The organism is Nocardiopsis sp. NPDC055879, assembly GCF_053615935.1.
In genome coordinates this window covers 92,002-108,187 of record NZ_JBSHCT010000016.1, presented here as the reverse complement: position 1 = coordinate 108,187, position 16,186 = coordinate 92,002, and the positions used below count along the sequence as shown (strand labels likewise).

Here is a 16,186-nt window from a genome sequence, read left to right as displayed (position 1 = left end):
CGGGGGGGGGGGGGGGCGCGGGGGGGGGGGGGGGGGTTTGGGGGTGGGGGGGGGGGGGGGGGGCACCTGGCGGGCCCCCCCCCCGCCCTGTTCCACTCCCTAGAAGCCGCAGGCCCGCAGGATCATGTCGTGCGTCTCCGCGGTCCACTCCAGGGCGTCCGCCAGTCCGGCCTCGTCCCCGTTGTCCAGCTCCGCCAGAATGGCGTCGACGGCGTCGGCCCGCTCGGTGGCGTCATCGCGCTGGTCGCCGCGGGCGACCTCCTCCAGACGTTCGACGTCGTCCAGGTGGGCGACCAGTTCGTCGGCGTGCTGATCCTGGTAGGACACCCCGTCGACGAGGACGTCCTGCTCGATGCTGGACGCCGCCATGTCGACCGCGGAGATGTTGGCCTGGATGTCGGCGCAGGCCGCGTCGATCTCGGCCCGATCACCCGAACAGGCGCTCAGTGCCAGCGGCAGGGCCAGGGCGCCGGCGACCAGGGACAGAACACGAAGGTTGGTTCGGGGGTGCGACACGGGTGGTGCTCGTTCCTACTCGTGATGTGCGGTGGGGGAAGGATCCGACGGCCGAGCGGGGACCGTGCGGGTCACAGGACGGCGAAGACGATGACCACGGCCAACACCACCACGGCGAACGCCAGGCAGCCGATCGCGGAGGCGATGCCGCCGCCTCGGCGGCGCGGGGCGTAACCGTGTCCGTCGTCGTAGTGGTGCCGGTTTCCGCCGTACCAGCGGCGCCGGTACCCGGAGGACGGCGCGACCACGTAGGCGGGGTTGGACCGGGTCGCCCGTGAGGGTCTGGCGGACCTGGGGGTACGTGCCGGCCGAGCCGGGCGACCGCTCCGGGAGTTGAAACCGCCACCGGAGCGCGCGGCTCCGCCACGGGCCGATCGGCCACTACGTGAGCTGAAGCCGCCACCGGAACGGGAGGAACCACCCGCCCGGCGCCCGCTGAAGCCACCTGAGGAGCGGCTTCCGCCCGAACGACCACCGCCCGAACGACCACCGCCCGAGCGGCCTCCACCCGAACGACCGCCACCGGAGCGTCCTCCCGATGACCGTCCTCCGCCGGATCTCCTGTTCATGGGGCCTCCTTGGGGGATTTTTCTTGCCGGCGCCGTCAGGGGAACGGCGCCACTACGAGATTAGCCTCTGTCTTCGCAGTTCAGGGGGGTGTGAGCGCTTTCGTCCGGTTATGGTCATCACCACTACGCGGTGGAACCACGAGTGCCCGGAATGCGTCGTGCCCGTCGGGGGCTCCACCGAAGCCGACGCCGTCTCCCATCGGGGCGCCTCAACCGTCCAGGGCCGCCCGCAGGATCTCGACGGCCTCGTCATGGTCCAGACCCACCCTGGTGATGACCTCGGCATATACCCGTGCCGCGGCGAGCGCTTCGGCGCGTTGGTCATCGCCGGCCGCCGCCACGAAGGTACCCGAACGGCCGCGTGTCTCCACCACTCCGGCCTGCTCCAGCTCGCGGTAGGCACGGGCGACGGTGTTGACGGCGACCGCGAGTTCTCCGGCCAGGGCCCGTACCGTCGGCAACCGGTATCCGACCGGAAGTTCACCGTTGGCGGCCGCGATCGCGACCAAGGCCCTGATCTGTTCGTAGGGCGGTACCTTCGACACCGGATCAATGCGGATGAAATCCGCCATGTCCCTTTTCGCTCCCTACGTGGATCGCCTGCTCCCGGCCCGGTCTCGACCGGGCACGCCACCCCAACCTATCGCCCACCGATCGACCACTCGGGGCGGCCGCACGGGCCCCGCGTCCACGATCGGGGCGAAGGGCCCGTGCGGGGCGTGGGTCAGACCACGCGGCGCGGCACCCGCTGGATGCCGTGCAGACGGTGGGCCTCGCGTTCGGTGAGCAGACGCTCCGCGACCTGCGTGGCCCGCTTGACCCCGGGGCGGGCCATGCGCTTGCGACGCTGGATGCGGTCGACGTACCCCTTGGGGCCGACGAGGACGCGTTCGTGCGCGTAGGCCGCGCGCATGGCGTCGGTGAGCGCGGTGTCCAGGGCCAATCCGCGGTCACGGAGCTCCTCCACGGGAGCGTTGTGCCGATGAGCCGAATCCAGGGCGTCCTCGGTCTCGGACACGCTCTTGAGAAGCTCGGGCAGTCGGTCGGCCAACTCCTGGTCGCGAGCGAGCCTCTCGCGCGCCTGGGTCCTGTCCTGCTTGGGAACTCGCATCTTGCGCTCTCCATCGGGCGTAACATCGGCGGTCTCGCCGCAACTCTAGAGGTGACGAGGATCATCCCGCGACCCGGGGCGCGGGTCGGTGCGGGCGTTCACCGACCCGACCTGTCACCTTACTCAGTAGATCCCCTCGAGCCCCCGGAGGAACCCGTGGTCAGTAGGAACAACGCAGGGCTCAGCCGCGAGCGCATCATCGTGGAGGCCTTGCACATCATCGCCGGACGTGGCCTGGGCGGCCTGTCCATGCGCCGGCTGGGCGACGCCCTGGAGGTGGAGGCCATGGCGATCTACCATCACTTCCCCAGGGGCAAGGAACAGCTGTTCAACGCCATCGCCGCCTATGTCACCACCGCTCGGGTGGTGAGCGGCCTGACCGAGGGTCAAGGGCCCGAGGAAGAGGAGCTGCCCGCCGCCGGGATCGCCGAGGAGGACCCGGACCGGGTCGAGAACCTGTCGTGGGACCGCCGGATCACGGCGTGGGCCGAGTCCTACCGCACCCGGCTCCTGACCTACTCGGGCGCGATGTCGCTGCTGATGCACCGGGCGCCGTTGACCCTGGCCGAGCAGCGCACCGTCGCCATGTTGGACGCGGCCCTGGAGGAGGCCGGATTGTCCGGAGACGACGTGGCCCGGGGGCGTGACTCCCTCCTCGCGTACTGTCTGGGTTCCGTGGGACACCAGGTGCGCTACGAGGGCCGCGATGACTCCCCCGGTGAGGTCGAGGCCCTGGCCCGCTTCCTCTTCGGTCTGCGAGCGCTTCTGCGAGGGCTCGGCGCCTCCTGACCGATCCGCCTCGCGCCCCTGCCCCACGGCCACTGTCACCGTTCAGCCGGCGACGCGTTGTCGCACGCGTTCGGCGCGCAGCCTGCGGGCCTCGTCGGGGTCCAGGACCGGGGCCGCGGTGAGCAACTGCCGGGTGTAGTCGCTCCGCGGGTTCTCGTAGATGCCGTCGCTGTCGCCCATCTCCACCACCTCGCCCTTGCGCATGACCGCGACGCGGTCACTGACCTGACGCACGACCGCCAGGTCGTGGGCCACGAAGATGTAGGTCAGACCGAAGTCGTCCTGCAACTCCGAGAGCAGACGCAGCACTTGGTCCTGCGTGGACACGTCCAGCGCGGAGACCGGCTCGTCGCAGATGATCAGCTTGGGCTTGAGGATCAGCGCGCGGGCGATGGCGATGCGCTGACGCTGACCACCGGAGAACGCGTGCGGGAACCTGTTGTAGTGCTCGGGCTCCAGGCCCACCCTCTCCAACAGCGACTGGACACGGACGCGGATCTTCTTGCCGTCGCGTTCACCCTGCACCTTCAGGGCGCTGCCGATGCTCTCACCGATGGTCAGCCGCGGGTTCAGCGAGGAGTAGGGGTTCTGGAACACCATCTGGATCTGCTTGCGCAGCGGGCGCATGCGCCGCTCCGGCAGGTGGGTGATGTCGCGTCCCTGGAACTCCACGGTCCCCGCGGTGGGCTCCAACAGACGCATGATCATGCGGGAGAGGGTGCTCTTGCCCGAACCGGACTCACCCACGATGCCCAGGGTCTCGCCCTGGCGCAGCTCGAAGCTCACCCCCTTGACCGCCCAGAAGTCGCTGGAGCGGCCCAACAGTCCCCCGCGGACCTTGAAGCTCTGCGAGAGGTCGCTCACCCGAAGCAGCGGCTCGCCCTTGCCGGCGCCCTCGGTAGCCGAGGAAAAAGCTGGGAAAGCGGTTGCCCCACCGGCCGGTTCCTCGGCCCCCTCCCGCACGGTGCGGGGCGGTTTTCCCCCGCTTTCCCGCTCCTTTCGGTCGGCGCGGTCCCGGGCGCGACGCTGGGCCCGGGAGACCTCCACACGCGGCACCGCGTCCAGCAACGCCTGGGTGTAGGGGTGCTCGGGTTCGGACAGCACGTGGCGCACGTCGCCGCGTTCCACCGCCCGGCCGTGACGCATCACCACGACCTCGTCCACCGAACCGGCCACGACGGCCAGGTCGTGTGAGACGAGAATGAGGCCCATGTTCAGGTCACGGCGCAGCTCGTCGAGCAGGTCCAGGATCTGGGCCTGGACGGTCACGTCCAGCGCGGTGGTGGGTTCGTCGGCCAGCAGCACCTTGGGGTCGCACATCAACCCCATGGCGATGAGGACGCGTTGACGCATGCCGCCGGAGAACTCGTGCGGGTAGGAGTTGATCCGTTTGGCCGGTTCGGGGATGCCGACGCGCTCCAGCGACTCGATCGCCCGCTCGCGCGCCTTCGATCGCGACACCTGTGACCGGTGCACCCGCAACGCCTCGATGAGCTGGTTACCGATCGTGTACTGCGGGTGCAGCGACTGCATCGGGTCCTGGAAGACCATCGCGATGTCGTTGCCGCGCATCCGACGGAGTCGCTTGTCGGAGGCGGCCACCACGTCGTTGCCCACCACCTCGATCCCGCCGGTGATCTCGGCGCGGGTGCCCCGGTGCAGACCCATCAGGGCCAGGGAGGTCACGCTCTTGCCCGAACCCGACTCGCCCACGATGCCCAGCCCTCCTCCGGCCGGGACTTCGAAGGACAATCCGTCCACCGCGCGGACCTCACCGTCCATCGTCGGGAACGTCACCCGCAGGTCGTCCACGCGCACGACCGTGGCGGCGGGAGCGGATTCACTCATGTAGGGCGCCTCTCTTCAGCCGTGGATGCGCACACGCGGGTCGATCAGCGGGTACACCAGGTCCACGATCAGGTTGCAGATGACGATGAAGAACGCGCCGAACAGGGTCACGCCGAGGATCACCGGAAGGTCGCTCTGGGTGATGGCCTGTACGGCGTACCGACCGATGCCGTTCAACGAGAAGACCTGTTCGGTCAGGACCGCGCCGCCCAGGACCAGCCCCAGGTCGAGGCCGAAGATGGTGACGATGGGGGTCAAGGTAGGGCGCAGGGCGTGCTTGAGCACCACCTTGCTCTCGCTCAGCCCCTTGGCCCGGGCCGTGCGGATGTAGTCCTCGCTGAGCGCCTCCAGCATGCCGGCGCGGGTCTGGCGGGCGTACATGGCCGCGTGCAGGAACGCGAGTGTCAGCCAGGGCAGCAGTAGCCCCTGGACCCAGCCGAACGGGTCCTGGGTGAAGGGAACGTACCCGGGGGTCCCGAACAGACCCCAGGAATGCACGAGGAAGGCCAGGGCGAGCAGACCGGTGAAGAAGATCGGCAGCGACACCCCGGCCAGGGCCACCGCCATCGCCAGTCGGTCGAAGAGGCTGCCCTTCCACACCGCGGAGATCACGCCCACCGCGATCCCGCCGACCAGCCAGATGACGCCGGCGCCCAGGGCCAACGACCCGGTCACCGGGAGCCGGGCCAGGATCTCGGGGAAGACCTCCTGGTAGGTCTGGAAGGAGTAACCGAAGCAGGGGGCGGCACACTCGATGGTCTGGCCGCCGAACCGGTACTGGGCTCCGAAGAAGATACCGCGGACGAACTCGCCGAACTGCACGGCGATCGGTTGGTCCAGCCCCAGCCGTTCGATGGTGGCCTGGATGGCCTCCGGGGTGGGAGCCCGCCCCACGTACATGGTGGCGAGTTGTTCGGTGGTGCGGCCCGCCCATCGCGGCACCACGTAGAAGATGGCGAAGGTGACCATGGTGACCACGGCCAAGAGCAGCAGCCCGGCGCCCAGTCGGCGCAGGATGTAGGTCAGCATGGCGCGTGCTTTCTATCGTCGGTACCCGAGCCCCGGGGCCCTGGCCCGGGGCGATGGTGACTCCACCCCCGAAGCCAAACACTAACCCACGGAAACCAGGCGTTCACGGCTAGTGACCGGCGTGTACGCGGGCGCCCGGCATGCCGAGGGCGGCGCCCCTCCAGGAGACCGCCGCCCTCGAACCCGTCACACCGGTCAGTCGGTGTTGCCGGTGCCCAGACTCATGTAGTCGTACATGCTGTAGCCCGCGTGGTAGTACACGTTGGTCAGGTTGGCCGGCCGGTACAGCACCGTACGTTCGAACACCGCCGGCAGGATCGCGGCCTGCTCCATGGCCCGCTCATCGATCTGGGTGTAGATCGAGGCCCTGGCGTCGGGGTCCTCCTCGGAGACGACCTCGTCGAACCACTCGTTGATCTGGTCGTCGTCCAGCTCGGCGATGTTGGAGTTGCCCGCCTCCTGGATGGAGTCACCGTCCAGGATCTTGCTCATGAAGCCGTAACCGCTGGCCCAGTCCGGAGCCCACCCGTAGACGGTCAGACCCAGGTCGTTGTCGTGCACGAAGTCCGGGGAACCCGCCTGGGTGTTGGTGAAGGTGTCGGAGGGGTACTGCTTGATCTCCGTCTCGATGTTCACCCGGGCCAACGCCTGCTGGAGCGCCTCGGCGGTGCTCACGTCGGCGGGGCGGTCGGCGCGAGCGCCGATGGAGGTGGAGAACCCGTCGGGCTGCCCGCACTCCTCCAACTTCTCCTGTGCCATCTCCAGGTCGCCCTTGTTGTCCTCGGACGGGTACAGGTCGATGCTCGGGTCCGCCCCGGGCAAGGACGTGGGCATGATCTGGGTGGCGATGTCACCGCCGGTGTCGCCACCCCAGGCGCGCTGCAGGGCGTCCCGGTCGGCCGCGTACATGATGGCTTCGCGGCAGGCGGGGTCGTTCAGGGGTTCGATGACGGTGTTGACGTTGACGTAGCGCAGGGTGCTGGTCTGCGGGTTGTCGATGTTGTGGCGCTCGGCCTCGTCGGTGATCAGGGTGCCCTTCATGGCCGGGCCCACACCGGTGCCGCCCAGGTCGACGTCGAGTTCGCCGTTGACCAGACGCTGGTCGATCTCGTTCTGGTCGACGCCCAACTGCACCTCGACCCGGTCCGGCAGAGCCTTGCGGATCGGGTCGGTCTCGGGGTCCCACTCCTCGTTGCGCACCAGGTTCAGGGACGCGCCGGGCCGGTACTCTCCGTCGAACTTGTAGGGCCCGGAGGAGACCACGTTGCTCTGGTACTGCTCACCACGGTCGGCGTCGGCGGGCACCGGCGCGGTCTGCGGCTGGATGAGCACGTACGGGAACTCCGAGAAGCTCGTGTTCAGGTGGAAGATCAGGGTGTGGTCGTCCGGGGTCTCGATCCCGTCGAACCCTTCGAGCGGGTCGTCCTCGTTGGCGTAGGGGCCCTCGTAGTCGTCGCTGTCGGCGAGCAGTTCCTGGAAGTACTTGGGTCCGTTGGGAAGTGCCTGGTCGCCGAAGTTGCTGCGCGCGATGGCGTATTTGACGTCCTGGGCGGTGATCTCCGAGCCATCCTCGAAGCGCAGGCCCTCCTTGAGGCGGACCGTCCACTCCGTGGAGTCCTCGTTTCCCTCGGGCATCTCCTCGGCGAGGTCGGGCTGGAGCTCCACGCCCTGTTCGCCGGGGGCCTCGGTGTAGGTCAGCAGGGTGCGGGCGTAGTAGCGGGAGAAGTTCCACACGAACGCGTAGTAGGTGTTGCCCGGGTCCGGTGAGTCGAAGTCGGCGGAGATGGCGTAGCGCAGGGTTCCGCCGGTCTCGTCGGAGGGGTTGACGACGGCGGTCTCGCCCTCGTTGAACTCGGCGTCGGACTGTCCCGCCCCGCCTCCCCCGCCCGCGCCGCCACAGGCGGACAGGACCAGGGCCAGGGCGGTGCCGGCCGCGGCGGGCGCCATGATTCGTCGGAGCACGCCGGACCATCGGGGCGGCCCCTGACGCGTGAAGTGATGGGTGGTCACCTTGCCTCCTGGTGGGATTCGGTGGTGATGGAGTGCGGAGCACGTCCCTGTGAGTGGGTGGGTACCGACCGTGACGACCATAGACGGGGTCGTTCAGTCGGAGGAACGCGGGTCGAAGGCGTCGCGCAGACCGTCACCGAAGAGGTTGAACGCCAGGACGGTGATGAAGATGGCCAGACCCGGGACGATCACGAAGTGCGGTGACGTGGTGTAGAAGCGCAGCGCGTTCTCCAGCATGCCGCCCCAGGTCGCCATGGGCGGGTTGATGCCCACCCCCAGGAAGCTCAGGGCCGCCTCGAAGAGGATGTTGGTGGGGATCAGCAGGGTGGAGTAGACGAGGATCGGGGTGATGAGGTTGGGCAGGATCTCGCGGAAGACGATGTGGGTGTTGCCGGACCCCAGGCTGCGGGAGGCCTCCACGAACTCGCGTTCCTTGAGGGTGAGGGTCTGTCCGCGCACGACGCGGCCGATGTAGGGCCAGTTGAAGAACCCGATGATGAACACCAGGACACCGATGCGCAGGTAGTTGCCCTCCAGGCCGAAGGCCCCGTCGGGGATGACACCGACCAGGGCGATGGCGAACAGCAGCAGCGGGAAGGCGAGGAAGATGTCCATGGTGCGGCTGATGACGGTGTCGACCCAACCACCGAAGTAGCCGGCGAGGATGCCGAGGACGGTACCGATGACCACGCACACCACGGTGGCGACGGTGGCGACCAGCAGTGAGGTCCGCGCACCGTAGACGATGCGGCTGAACAGGTCGCGCCCGTTGACGGGTTCGACCCCCAGAAGGTGTTCGGCGCTGATGCCGCCCCAGGGGTCGAGTCCTTGGGTGGTGTTGCCGGGGTCGCGCAGCACACCGCCGGTGAGCGGGTCGACGAGCCCCTGGTTGAACTGGTTGGGCGGGTGACCGAACCAGGCTGCGAGCAACGGCGCGCACAACGCGATGAGGATGAGCAGGATGACGATGACGCCGCCGGCCATGCCGACCTTGTCCCTGCGGAAGCGTCGCCAGGCGATCTGGCGCAGGGATCTGCCGGCGGCACCCTCGGCACCCGCCGCGACGGCTTCCGGGTCGGCGTGTTGGGACGACTCGGGCACGTCCATCGGTGTGGTCATGTACCCCCACCCCCGATCTCCAGTAGTGACTACATCACCACGCAGAGTGTGCATCAGTGGTCGTGAGGGTTTCCAGTGTCCGCGCCGAAGACGAACGGGCCGGGCACCCCCTTTTGGGAAATGCCCGACCCGAGCCCTCGTGAGCGGTTCGTTTGTTCGGTGGTTCGCCCGTTCGGCCGTCAGCGGCCGCGCAGGTCCCGGTAGCGAAGGACCAGCGCTTCGGTCGAGGCGTCCAGGCCGGGCACCTCGGCGCCCTCGGTGAGCGCGGGCTCCACCTTCTTGGCCAGGACCTTGCCGAGCTGGACCCCCCACTGGTCGAAGGAGTTGATGTTCCACACCGCCCCCTGCACGAACACCTTGTGCTCGTAGAGGGCCACGAGCTGACCCAGGGTGGAGGGGTCGAGCCGTTCGGCGAGGATCGTGGTGGTGGGCCGGTCACCCGAGAAGGAACGGTGCGGCACCAGTTCGGGGCTCACCCCCTCGGCGGCTACCTCCTCCTCGGTGCGGCCGAAGGCCAGGGCCTGCCCCTGCGCGAACATGTTGGCCATCAGCAGGTCGTGTTGGGGCACCAGCGACTCGGCCAGGTCGAGGGCCGGTCGGGCGAAACCGATCAGGTCGGCCGAAACGAAACGGGTGCCCTGGTGCAACAGCTGGAAGTAGGCGTGCTGACCGTTGGTGCCGGGGGTCCCCCACACCACCGGACCGGTCTGCCAGGTGACGGGACGCCCGTCACGTTGGACCGACTTGCCGTTCGACTCCATGTCGAGCTGTTGCAGGTAGGCGGGGAAACGCGCCATGTGGTGGCTGTAGGGCAGCACGGCGTGCGACTGGGCGTCGAAGAAGCCGCCGTACCAGACGCCGAGGAGCCCGAGCAGGAACGGCAGGTTGCGTTCGACCGGTGCGGTGGCGAAGTGGGTGTCCATGAGGTGGAACCCGGCGAGCATCTCCCGGAAGGACTCCGGTCCGATCGCCACCATGAGGGAGAGGCCGATGGCGGAGTCGTAGGAGTAACGGCCACCCACCCAGTCCCAGAACTCGAACATGTTGGCGGTGTCGATACCGAACTTCGCGACTTCTTCGGCGTTGGTGGACACGGCCACGAAGTGACGGGCGATCGCGTCGTCACCGGCGCCGAGCCCTTCGAGCAGCCAATCACGGGCGACGGTGGCGTTGGTGATGGTCTCGATGGTGGTGAAGGTCTTGGAGGCCACCACGAACAGGGTGTGCTCGGGGTCGGCGTCGATGAGCGCCTCGTTCAGGTCGGCGCCGTCCACGTTGGAGACGAACCGGAACTCCAGGCCGCGGTCGGTGTAGGGCAGAAGCGCCTCGTAGGCCATGGCCGGGCCCAGGTCGGAGCCGCCGATACCGATATTGATCACGCGGGTCACCGGCCTGCCGGTGTGCCCGAGCCAGGCGCGCGAGCGCACCTTCTCGGCGAAGCCCGCCATCTTGTCCAAGACCTCGTGCACCTCGGGGACCACGTCCCGGCCGTCGGCTCGGATGACCTGCTCTCGGGGCGCGCGCAGAGCGGTGTGCAGGACGGCACGGTCCTCGGTGACGTTGATGCGTTCACCGCGCAGCATGGCGTCGCGCAGCCCGGTCACCCCGGTGGCGGCGGCCAGGTCGGTCAGCAACCCCAAAGTCCGGTCGGTGACGAGGTTCTTGGAGTAGTCGACGTGCAGCGAACCCACGTCGAGGCCGTAACGTTCGGCCCGCTTCGGGTCGTCGGCGAAGAGCCCGCGCAGATGGGTCTCGCCCAGCCCGGCGCGGTGCTCACGCAGGCGGACCCACTCGTCCCTGCGGTCCAGCGGAGTGCAGGCCTGATCGCCGGTGCCCTCGGTCGACGGCAGGGGTGTGCTGGCAGACATCCGGTGACTCCTCGTCGTCCATGCTCCGGGTGTGCGCGGGTCCACGGTCGCCCGGCCCACGCGCCGCGCCCGGGAATCGGTGGCTGTGCCCCTACCTTCCCACGAAAGGGGTCGACGTCGTGGACCGTGCGGGTGGAGAAGGTCAGACGGGGCTGCGATCACCGCTCTGGTCGTTGCGCGGCTCGCGCAGGCGGGCGATCTCCTCGCGCAGGGACCGCAGTTCGACGAGGATCTGGCGTTGCCCCTCGTCGGGGCCGCTTTGGGGGCCACCATCGGGTCCCCTCGCGCCCTGGCCCGACTCGCCGCCCCCACCGCCGGCCTCGCGTTCCTCGTGTCCCGCCTTGTCGAGCGCCTCCACCGCGACGGCGATGAACAAATTGAGCGCGATGAGCGTGGACACCAGCACGAAGACCACGAAGAAGACCCATGCCAGGGGTTGGGCCTTCATGACCTCCTTGGCGATGTTCCCCCAACCGTCCGCGGTGAAGATCTGGAAGAGGGTGAACAGGGACGTCCACAGGTCACCGAAGTAGCGGGGGGTGTCGTCGCCGAAGAGCTTGGTGGCCATCACAGCCGACACGTAGAGCAGCAGCGCCACCAGCACCATGATGGAGACCATGCCCGGCAGGGCACGGAAGAGGCCCGCCACCACGTGTCGCAGGGTCGGTATCACCGACAACAACCGCAGGACCCGTAGGACCCGGAGCACCCGCAGCACCGCGAACGGTCCGGTGGCCGGCAACAGCGCGATACCGATGATGATCACGTCGAACCAGCCCCAGGCGTCGCGCAGGAAGTCCTTGCGGTACGCGAAGATCCGTAGGGTCAACTCGACGACGAACAGGGTCAGGATCACCCTGTCGATACCGGTGAGCAGGTCACCGTGTGCCTCCATCACCGATTTGGACGTCTCGAAGCCGAGGATGACGGCGTTGATCAGGATGAGGGTGATGACTCCGGTCTGGAACCAGAATGCGTCGACCAGGGATCGGACCCGTTCGCGTGCGGTCACTAGGAGGGGAACTCCGTCTCTTCATGTCGGACAGGCGACGAAAAATCCTACCGCCGCACACTGCGCCTCGATTCATCCTCGTCGCCCTCGGTACACGGCCCACTGGTGCCCACCGGCGGAAACGGGCATGATCGATGTAGGGAACCGAGGCGAGGGGGCCGCCTGTGACGGAATCCGCGAACACGACCGGAGAACCCGGCGGGGACGCCGAGGACATCGACGACGTCGACGCCGAGATGGACGTGGGAGCCCCGGACCAGGACACCGCCGTGGCGGAGTACCTGGAGGAGCACCCGAACGACTACCACATCGAGGAGATCGATGACCACGAGGTACTCGGTATAGACGCGGAGACGCGTCAGGAGGTTCCGGATGAGGCCACCGGAACCGAGGATGAGAACCCGCCGGCTCGGAGCCGCGAGGAGACGTCCCGTCTGTTGCGCGCCGAACAGTACGCCGAACGCGTGGAACGCCGCCTGGAGGGGTGAGCGCTCGCTCGACGCCCCTTGTGGGGCTCGGTGTCAAGGGCCCTCAGCGTTCGGGTTCGCCCCCGAGCGAGGTACCCACGGAGCGCAGGTGGGAACGCAGCCAACGTTCCACCCGCAAGACGTGGGCGGTCGCCGTCGCCCGCGCGGCCTCGGGGTCGCGATCGCGGAGGGCCTCCAGGATGCGCCGGTGGTCCTCGTACAGGTCCCGGGCGATGCCTGCGGCGTCGTGGCCGGCCCAGACCCGTTCGTTGAGGGTGGGCGAGGAGAGCCCGGCGTGCACGGCTGTCAGGGTGGCGTTGCCGGCGCACGCCACGATCCCGCGGTGGAAACCGAGGTCGAAGGCACCGGAGTCGCCCGGTTCGGCGGAGCGGTCGGTGTCCTCCAACCGGTCCAGCATCTCGCCGATGCGCTTCAGGTCCTCATCGGTGGCGCGGGCCGCGGCGATGGCGGTGGCGGCGGGTTCGATCATCCGCCGCACCTGCAATACCTCCAGCAGGGTGGGGTCAGGGGAGACCTCCGAGAGGACCCCGAAGGCCTCCAGGAGGTCGTCGGGACGCAAAGCGGTGACGTACACGCCCGCGCCATGGCGGACCTCCAGGACGCCGAGTGTGGTGAGGATGCGGATGGCCTCGCGCACCGAGCCGCGGGAGACGCCGAAGCGCGCCGAAAGGTCGCGTTCCGTGGGCAATCGCTGTTGAGGTCCTACCTCTCCCGTCGAGATCATCGCCTTGATCTGCTCGACCGTCCGCTGCGCGACCGGCGTGCGCACTCCGTCAACCACGCGTCTCCCCCACCTTTGTCGCTGTGAACACGCTGACATCCTATCCGCTCGGCGCATCGCCCCTCTTGCCCACGGCATCAAGTTGCTGCACAGTGGTCGGACCACTCGGCGTCCCGTATACGCGGCGCGTCGAGCGCCCCGTCGGCGTCGAGCCCCGCATCATCATCGAGTGGGACCGATGGGGCACGAAGGAGGCACATGCGGATCGCGTTGTTCATCACCTGCGTCAACGACACGCTCTTCCCCGATACCGGCCGCGCGGTCGTGCGGTTGCTGGAGCGGCTGGGTCACGAAGTGGTCTTCCCCGCCGGCCAGACCTGCTGCGGCCAGATGCACTACAACACCGGCTACCGAAGGCCCGCGGCCCGCCTCGCGGTGCGCTTCGTCCAGACCTTCGATGGGGCCGACGCCGTCGTGGTCCCGTCCGCCTCGTGCGCGGCCATGGTGCGGGACCACTATCCGAAGCTGGGCCGCACCGGCAGCCGACTGTCCCGGAAGATGGCCGACCTGGGACCTCGCGTGTACGACCTCACCGAGTTCCTCGTGGACGTGCTCCAGGTGACCGACGTGGGCGCGTACTACCCGCACAAGGTGGTCTACCACCCCACCTGTCACGGGTTGCGGTTCCTGGGTCTGGGCGACCGCCCCTACCGGCTGCTGCGCGCGGTACGCGGCCTTGAGTTGTTGGAACTGCCCGGGGCCACCGAGTGCTGCGGATTCGGCGGAACGTTCTCGGTCAAGAACGGCGACGTGTCCGCCGCGATGGGATTCGACAAGGCACGCCACGCTGTGGAGACCGGCGCCGAGGTGCTGTGCGCGGTGGACAACTCATGTCTGATGCACATCGGCGGAACGCTGTCGCGGCAACGGTCGGGCATGCGGATCACCCACATCGCGGAGATCCTGGCGAGCACGGAGAAGGAGTACGCGAACCTATGAGCAGTGCGACGTTCCTGGGCATGCCGCCCTTTCCCGAGGCGGCCCGCGGCGCCGTGGCGGATTCACGCACCCGGCACAACCTGCACAAGGCCACGCACACGATCCGCGGCAAACGCGACGCCGTCGTCGGTGAACTGGGCGACGACTGGCAGCACCTGCGTGCCGAAGGCGAGGCGATCAAGACCCACACCCTGCGCCACCTGGACCACTACCTCGAGGAGTTGGAGGAGTCGGTCCGCCGCGCGGGCGGAACCGTTCACTGGGCGGCCGACGCCACCGAGGCCAACGCGATCGTCACCCGCCTGGTGAAACGGACCGGTGAGTCCGAGGTGGTCAAGGTCAAGTCGATGGCCACCCAGGAGATCGAGCTCAACAACGCCCTGGAGGCTGCGGGCATCACCGCCTACGAGACCGACCTGGCCGAGCTGATCGTGCAGTTGGGCGAGGACCTGCCGTCCCACATCCTGGTGCCGGCCATCCACCTGGGTCGTGCGCAGATCCGGGAGATCTTCCTGGACAAGATGGCCGAGTGGGGCGTCCCCGCACCGGAGGGCCTGACCGATGACCCGCGGGCGCTGGCCGAGGCCGCCCGGGTCCACCTACGGGAGTTGTTCCTGCGCGCGAAGGTGGCGGTGTCGGGCGCCAACTTCGCGGTGGCCGACACCGGCACGCTCGTGGTCTTGGAGTCGGAGGGCAACGGGCGCATGTGTCTGACCATGCCGGAGACGCTCATCTCGGTGGTGGGCATCGAGAAGATCGTGCCCACGTGGTCCGACCTCGAGGTGTTCATGCAGTTGTTGCCGCGTTCCTCCACCGGTGAGCGGATGAACCCCTACACCTCGACCTGGACAGGGGTGACGCCCGGGGACGGGCCACAGGACTTCCACCTGGTGCTGTTGGACAACGGTCGCACCGACGTGCTCGCCGACACCGTGGGGCGCCAGGCGCTGCGCTGCATCCGGTGCTCGGCGTGCCTGAACATCTGCCCGGTCTACGAACGCACCGGAGGGCACGCCTACGGTTCGGTCTACCCGGGGCCGATCGGTGCGATCCTCAGCCCTCAGCTGCGCGGGATGTCCTCGGAGGTGGACCGTGCGCTGCCGTACGCGTCGTCGCTGTGCGGGGCCTGCTACGACGTGTGCCCGGTGGCCATCGATATCCCCGAGGTTCTGGTGCACCTGCGCGAACAGGTGGCGTCCACCGACGCGCCCCTGGGCGAGAAGGCCATGATGGCGGGCGCAGAGGCGGTGTTCGGTTCCTCGATGGCGTTGGACGCGGTCCAGCGCGCGGCCGGTGTGGTGCGCGGCGCGGTGCCCGAGCACCTGCCGGGGCTCGCGGGCAAGTGGACCGACACCCGGGACATCCCCGACATTCCCAAGGGCTCCTTCCGCTCATGGTGGAACGAACGAGAGGAAGGCCGGTGATGGGCGGCTCCCGTGAACGTGTACTGGCGCGGGTTCGCGCGGCGTTGGCCGACGTGCCCGCCGACGAGCCGGTGGAGCGTCACCAACGCCGCTCCTACGCCGACGGCCACTTCGAGGGGGACGCCCTGGAGGTACTGGTGGATCGTTTGTTGGACTACAAGGCGTTGGTGGAGCGGGTACCGGAGGAAGAACTTCCGGTTCGGATCGCGGCTGCGCTGGAACGGCGTGGCGCGGCTCGTGTGGTGGTCCCACCGGGGTTGCCACCGGAGTGGCTGGCCGGATCCTCTGTGGAACGTGTGGGCGATGGGCCCGACGCCCCCTTGTCGTCGGCCGACCTGGACGCCACCGACGGGGTGGTGACCGGTTGCGCGGTGGCCATCGCCGAGACGGGCACCATCGTCCTGGACGCGGGCCCCGACCAGGGCCGCCGGGCGCTGACCCTGGTCCCCGACTACCACCTGTGCGTGGTCCGGACCGACCAGGTCGTCGACGGGGTCCCGGAGGGGGTGCGTCGGTTGGATCCGGCACGGCCCCTCACCTGGATCAGTGGGCCCTCGGCCACCAGCGACATCGAACTCAACCGGGTGGAGGGCGTGCACGGCCCGCGCACCTTGGAGGTGTTGTTGGTGGAGACCCGGGTCTGAGAGCGGCCCGATCGTCGCAGATGGGGGCGGTCGAGGTAG

16 protein-coding genes are annotated in these 16,186 nt (G+C 68.6%); 5 read left to right on the top strand and 11 right to left on the bottom strand.

Translation table 11 applies throughout. The features are described 5' to 3' along the window. Positions 1–99 precede the first annotated feature (99 nt). The 4 genes from ACWGKS_RS19965 to ACWGKS_RS19950 form a co-directional block, all read right to left on the bottom strand. Positions 100–516: a hypothetical protein gene (locus ACWGKS_RS19965; protein WP_358505219.1), complete on the bottom strand. Its 417-nt coding sequence runs from the start codon at positions 514–516 to the stop codon at positions 100–102. A 71-nt stretch (positions 517–587) separates the two neighbouring features. Continuing rightward, positions 588–1,085 (bottom strand): hypothetical protein, encoded by a 498-nt coding sequence (locus ACWGKS_RS19960; protein WP_358505221.1) that lies wholly within the window; start codon positions 1,083–1,085, stop codon positions 588–590. Positions 1,086–1,294: 209 nt separating this feature from the next. After that, positions 1,295–1,657 (bottom strand): GntR family transcriptional regulator, encoded by a 363-nt coding sequence (locus ACWGKS_RS19955; protein WP_358505223.1) that lies wholly within the window; start codon positions 1,655–1,657, stop codon positions 1,295–1,297. A 152-nt stretch (positions 1,658–1,809) separates the two neighbouring features. Further along, positions 1,810–2,196, bottom strand: a complete 387-nt coding sequence (locus ACWGKS_RS19950) for a hypothetical protein (protein ID WP_358505226.1) — start codon at positions 2,194–2,196, stop codon at positions 1,810–1,812. Between the two features lie 156 nt (positions 2,197–2,352). Here ACWGKS_RS19950 and ACWGKS_RS19945 point away from each other — a divergent pair, with 156 nt between their 5' ends. Further along, positions 2,353–2,985: a TetR/AcrR family transcriptional regulator gene (locus ACWGKS_RS19945; RefSeq protein WP_358505229.1), complete on the top strand. Its 633-nt coding sequence runs from the start codon at positions 2,353–2,355 to the stop codon at positions 2,983–2,985. 42 nt (positions 2,986–3,027) lie between these two features. Here ACWGKS_RS19945 and ACWGKS_RS19940 read toward each other — a convergent pair whose 3' ends face one another. The 6 genes from ACWGKS_RS19940 to ACWGKS_RS19915 all read right to left on the bottom strand — a co-directional run bounded on the left by ACWGKS_RS19940 (position 3,028) and on the right by ACWGKS_RS19915 (position 11,871). Further along, the gene (locus ACWGKS_RS19940; RefSeq protein ID WP_358505232.1) at positions 3,028–4,833 is read right to left on the bottom strand and encodes an ABC transporter ATP-binding protein; all 1,806 of its coding nucleotides are present in this window, start codon (positions 4,831–4,833) and stop codon (positions 3,028–3,030) included. Positions 4,834–4,848: 15 nt separating this feature from the next. Next, positions 4,849–5,862 (bottom strand): ABC transporter permease, encoded by a 1,014-nt coding sequence (locus ACWGKS_RS19935; protein ID WP_358505234.1) that lies wholly within the window; start codon positions 5,860–5,862, stop codon positions 4,849–4,851. 195 nt (positions 5,863–6,057) lie between these two features. Further along, entirely contained in the window at positions 6,058–7,872 is a 1,815-nt protein-coding gene (locus tag ACWGKS_RS19930; RefSeq protein WP_358505237.1) for an ABC transporter substrate-binding protein, read from the bottom strand. A gap of 93 nt (positions 7,873–7,965) precedes the next feature. Continuing rightward, positions 7,966–8,991: an ABC transporter permease gene (locus tag ACWGKS_RS19925; protein WP_358505239.1), complete on the bottom strand. Its 1,026-nt coding sequence runs from the start codon at positions 8,989–8,991 to the stop codon at positions 7,966–7,968. A gap of 179 nt (positions 8,992–9,170) precedes the next feature. After that, positions 9,171–10,859, bottom strand: a complete 1,689-nt coding sequence (pgi, locus tag ACWGKS_RS19920) for a glucose-6-phosphate isomerase (RefSeq protein ID WP_358505242.1) — start codon at positions 10,857–10,859, stop codon at positions 9,171–9,173. Positions 10,860–11,001: 142 nt separating this feature from the next. After that, positions 11,002–11,871 carry an ion transporter gene (locus tag ACWGKS_RS19915; RefSeq protein ID WP_452523482.1) on the bottom strand — a complete coding sequence of 290 codons (870 nt, stop codon included), beginning with the start codon at positions 11,869–11,871 and terminating at the stop codon, positions 11,002–11,004. 164 nt (positions 11,872–12,035) lie between these two features. On the opposite strand from ACWGKS_RS19915, the gene ACWGKS_RS19910 reads away from it, so the two are divergent. Next, on the top strand, positions 12,036–12,359 hold the full coding sequence (locus tag ACWGKS_RS19910; protein WP_358505247.1) for a hypothetical protein: 324 nt from the start codon (positions 12,036–12,038) through the stop codon (positions 12,357–12,359). A gap of 43 nt (positions 12,360–12,402) precedes the next feature. Here the strand turns inward: ACWGKS_RS19910 and ACWGKS_RS19905 are convergent, their stop codons facing one another. After that, positions 12,403–13,179, bottom strand: a complete 777-nt coding sequence (locus ACWGKS_RS19905) for a FadR/GntR family transcriptional regulator (protein WP_358505250.1) — start codon at positions 13,177–13,179, stop codon at positions 12,403–12,405. Between the two features lie 159 nt (positions 13,180–13,338). Here ACWGKS_RS19905 and ACWGKS_RS19900 point away from each other — a divergent pair, with 159 nt between their 5' ends. The 3 genes from ACWGKS_RS19900 to ACWGKS_RS19890 are packed head-to-tail and all read left to right on the top strand — an operon-like array spanning position 13,339 to position 16,147. Further along, positions 13,339–14,079 (top strand): (Fe-S)-binding protein, encoded by a 741-nt coding sequence (locus tag ACWGKS_RS19900; protein ID WP_358505253.1) that lies wholly within the window; start codon positions 13,339–13,341, stop codon positions 14,077–14,079. Beyond that, entirely contained in the window at positions 14,076–15,503 is a 1,428-nt protein-coding gene (locus tag ACWGKS_RS19895; RefSeq protein WP_358505256.1) for a lactate utilization protein B, read from the top strand. Before ACWGKS_RS19900 ends, ACWGKS_RS19895 begins: the two co-directional genes overlap by 4 nt. After that, entirely contained in the window at positions 15,503–16,147 is a 645-nt protein-coding gene (locus ACWGKS_RS19890) for a LutC/YkgG family protein (protein WP_358505259.1), read from the top strand. Before ACWGKS_RS19895 ends, ACWGKS_RS19890 begins: the two co-directional genes overlap by 1 nt. The last annotated feature ends 39 nt before the right edge of the window (positions 16,148–16,186 follow it).

Coding starts and splice junctions, on each gene's coding strand:
- pgi (WP_358505242.1), bottom strand. CDS start 10,859: ATGTCTGCCAGCACACCCCTGCCGTCGACCGAGGGCACCGGCGATCAG.
- ACWGKS_RS19955 (WP_358505223.1), bottom strand. CDS start 1,657: ATGGCGGATTTCATCCGCATTGATCCGGTGTCGAAGGTACCGCCCTAC.
- ACWGKS_RS19950 (WP_358505226.1), bottom strand. CDS start 2,196: ATGCGAGTTCCCAAGCAGGACAGGACCCAGGCGCGCGAGAGGCTCGCT.
- ACWGKS_RS19905 (WP_358505250.1), bottom strand. CDS start 13,179: ATGTCAGCGTGTTCACAGCGACAAAGGTGGGGGAGACGCGTGGTTGAC.
- ACWGKS_RS19940 (WP_358505232.1), bottom strand. CDS start 4,833: ATGAGTGAATCCGCTCCCGCCGCCACGGTCGTGCGCGTGGACGACCTG.
- ACWGKS_RS19890 (WP_358505259.1), top strand. CDS start 15,503: ATGGGCGGCTCCCGTGAACGTGTACTGGCGCGGGTTCGCGCGGCGTTG.
- ACWGKS_RS19925 (WP_358505239.1), bottom strand. CDS start 8,991: ATGACCACACCGATGGACGTGCCCGAGTCGTCCCAACACGCCGACCCG.
- ACWGKS_RS19960 (WP_358505221.1), bottom strand. CDS start 1,085: ATGAACAGGAGATCCGGCGGAGGACGGTCATCGGGAGGACGCTCCGGT.
- ACWGKS_RS19895 (WP_358505256.1), top strand. CDS start 14,076: ATGAGCAGTGCGACGTTCCTGGGCATGCCGCCCTTTCCCGAGGCGGCC.
- ACWGKS_RS19900 (WP_358505253.1), top strand. CDS start 13,339: ATGCGGATCGCGTTGTTCATCACCTGCGTCAACGACACGCTCTTCCCC.
- ACWGKS_RS19935 (WP_358505234.1), bottom strand. CDS start 5,862: ATGCTGACCTACATCCTGCGCCGACTGGGCGCCGGGCTGCTGCTCTTG.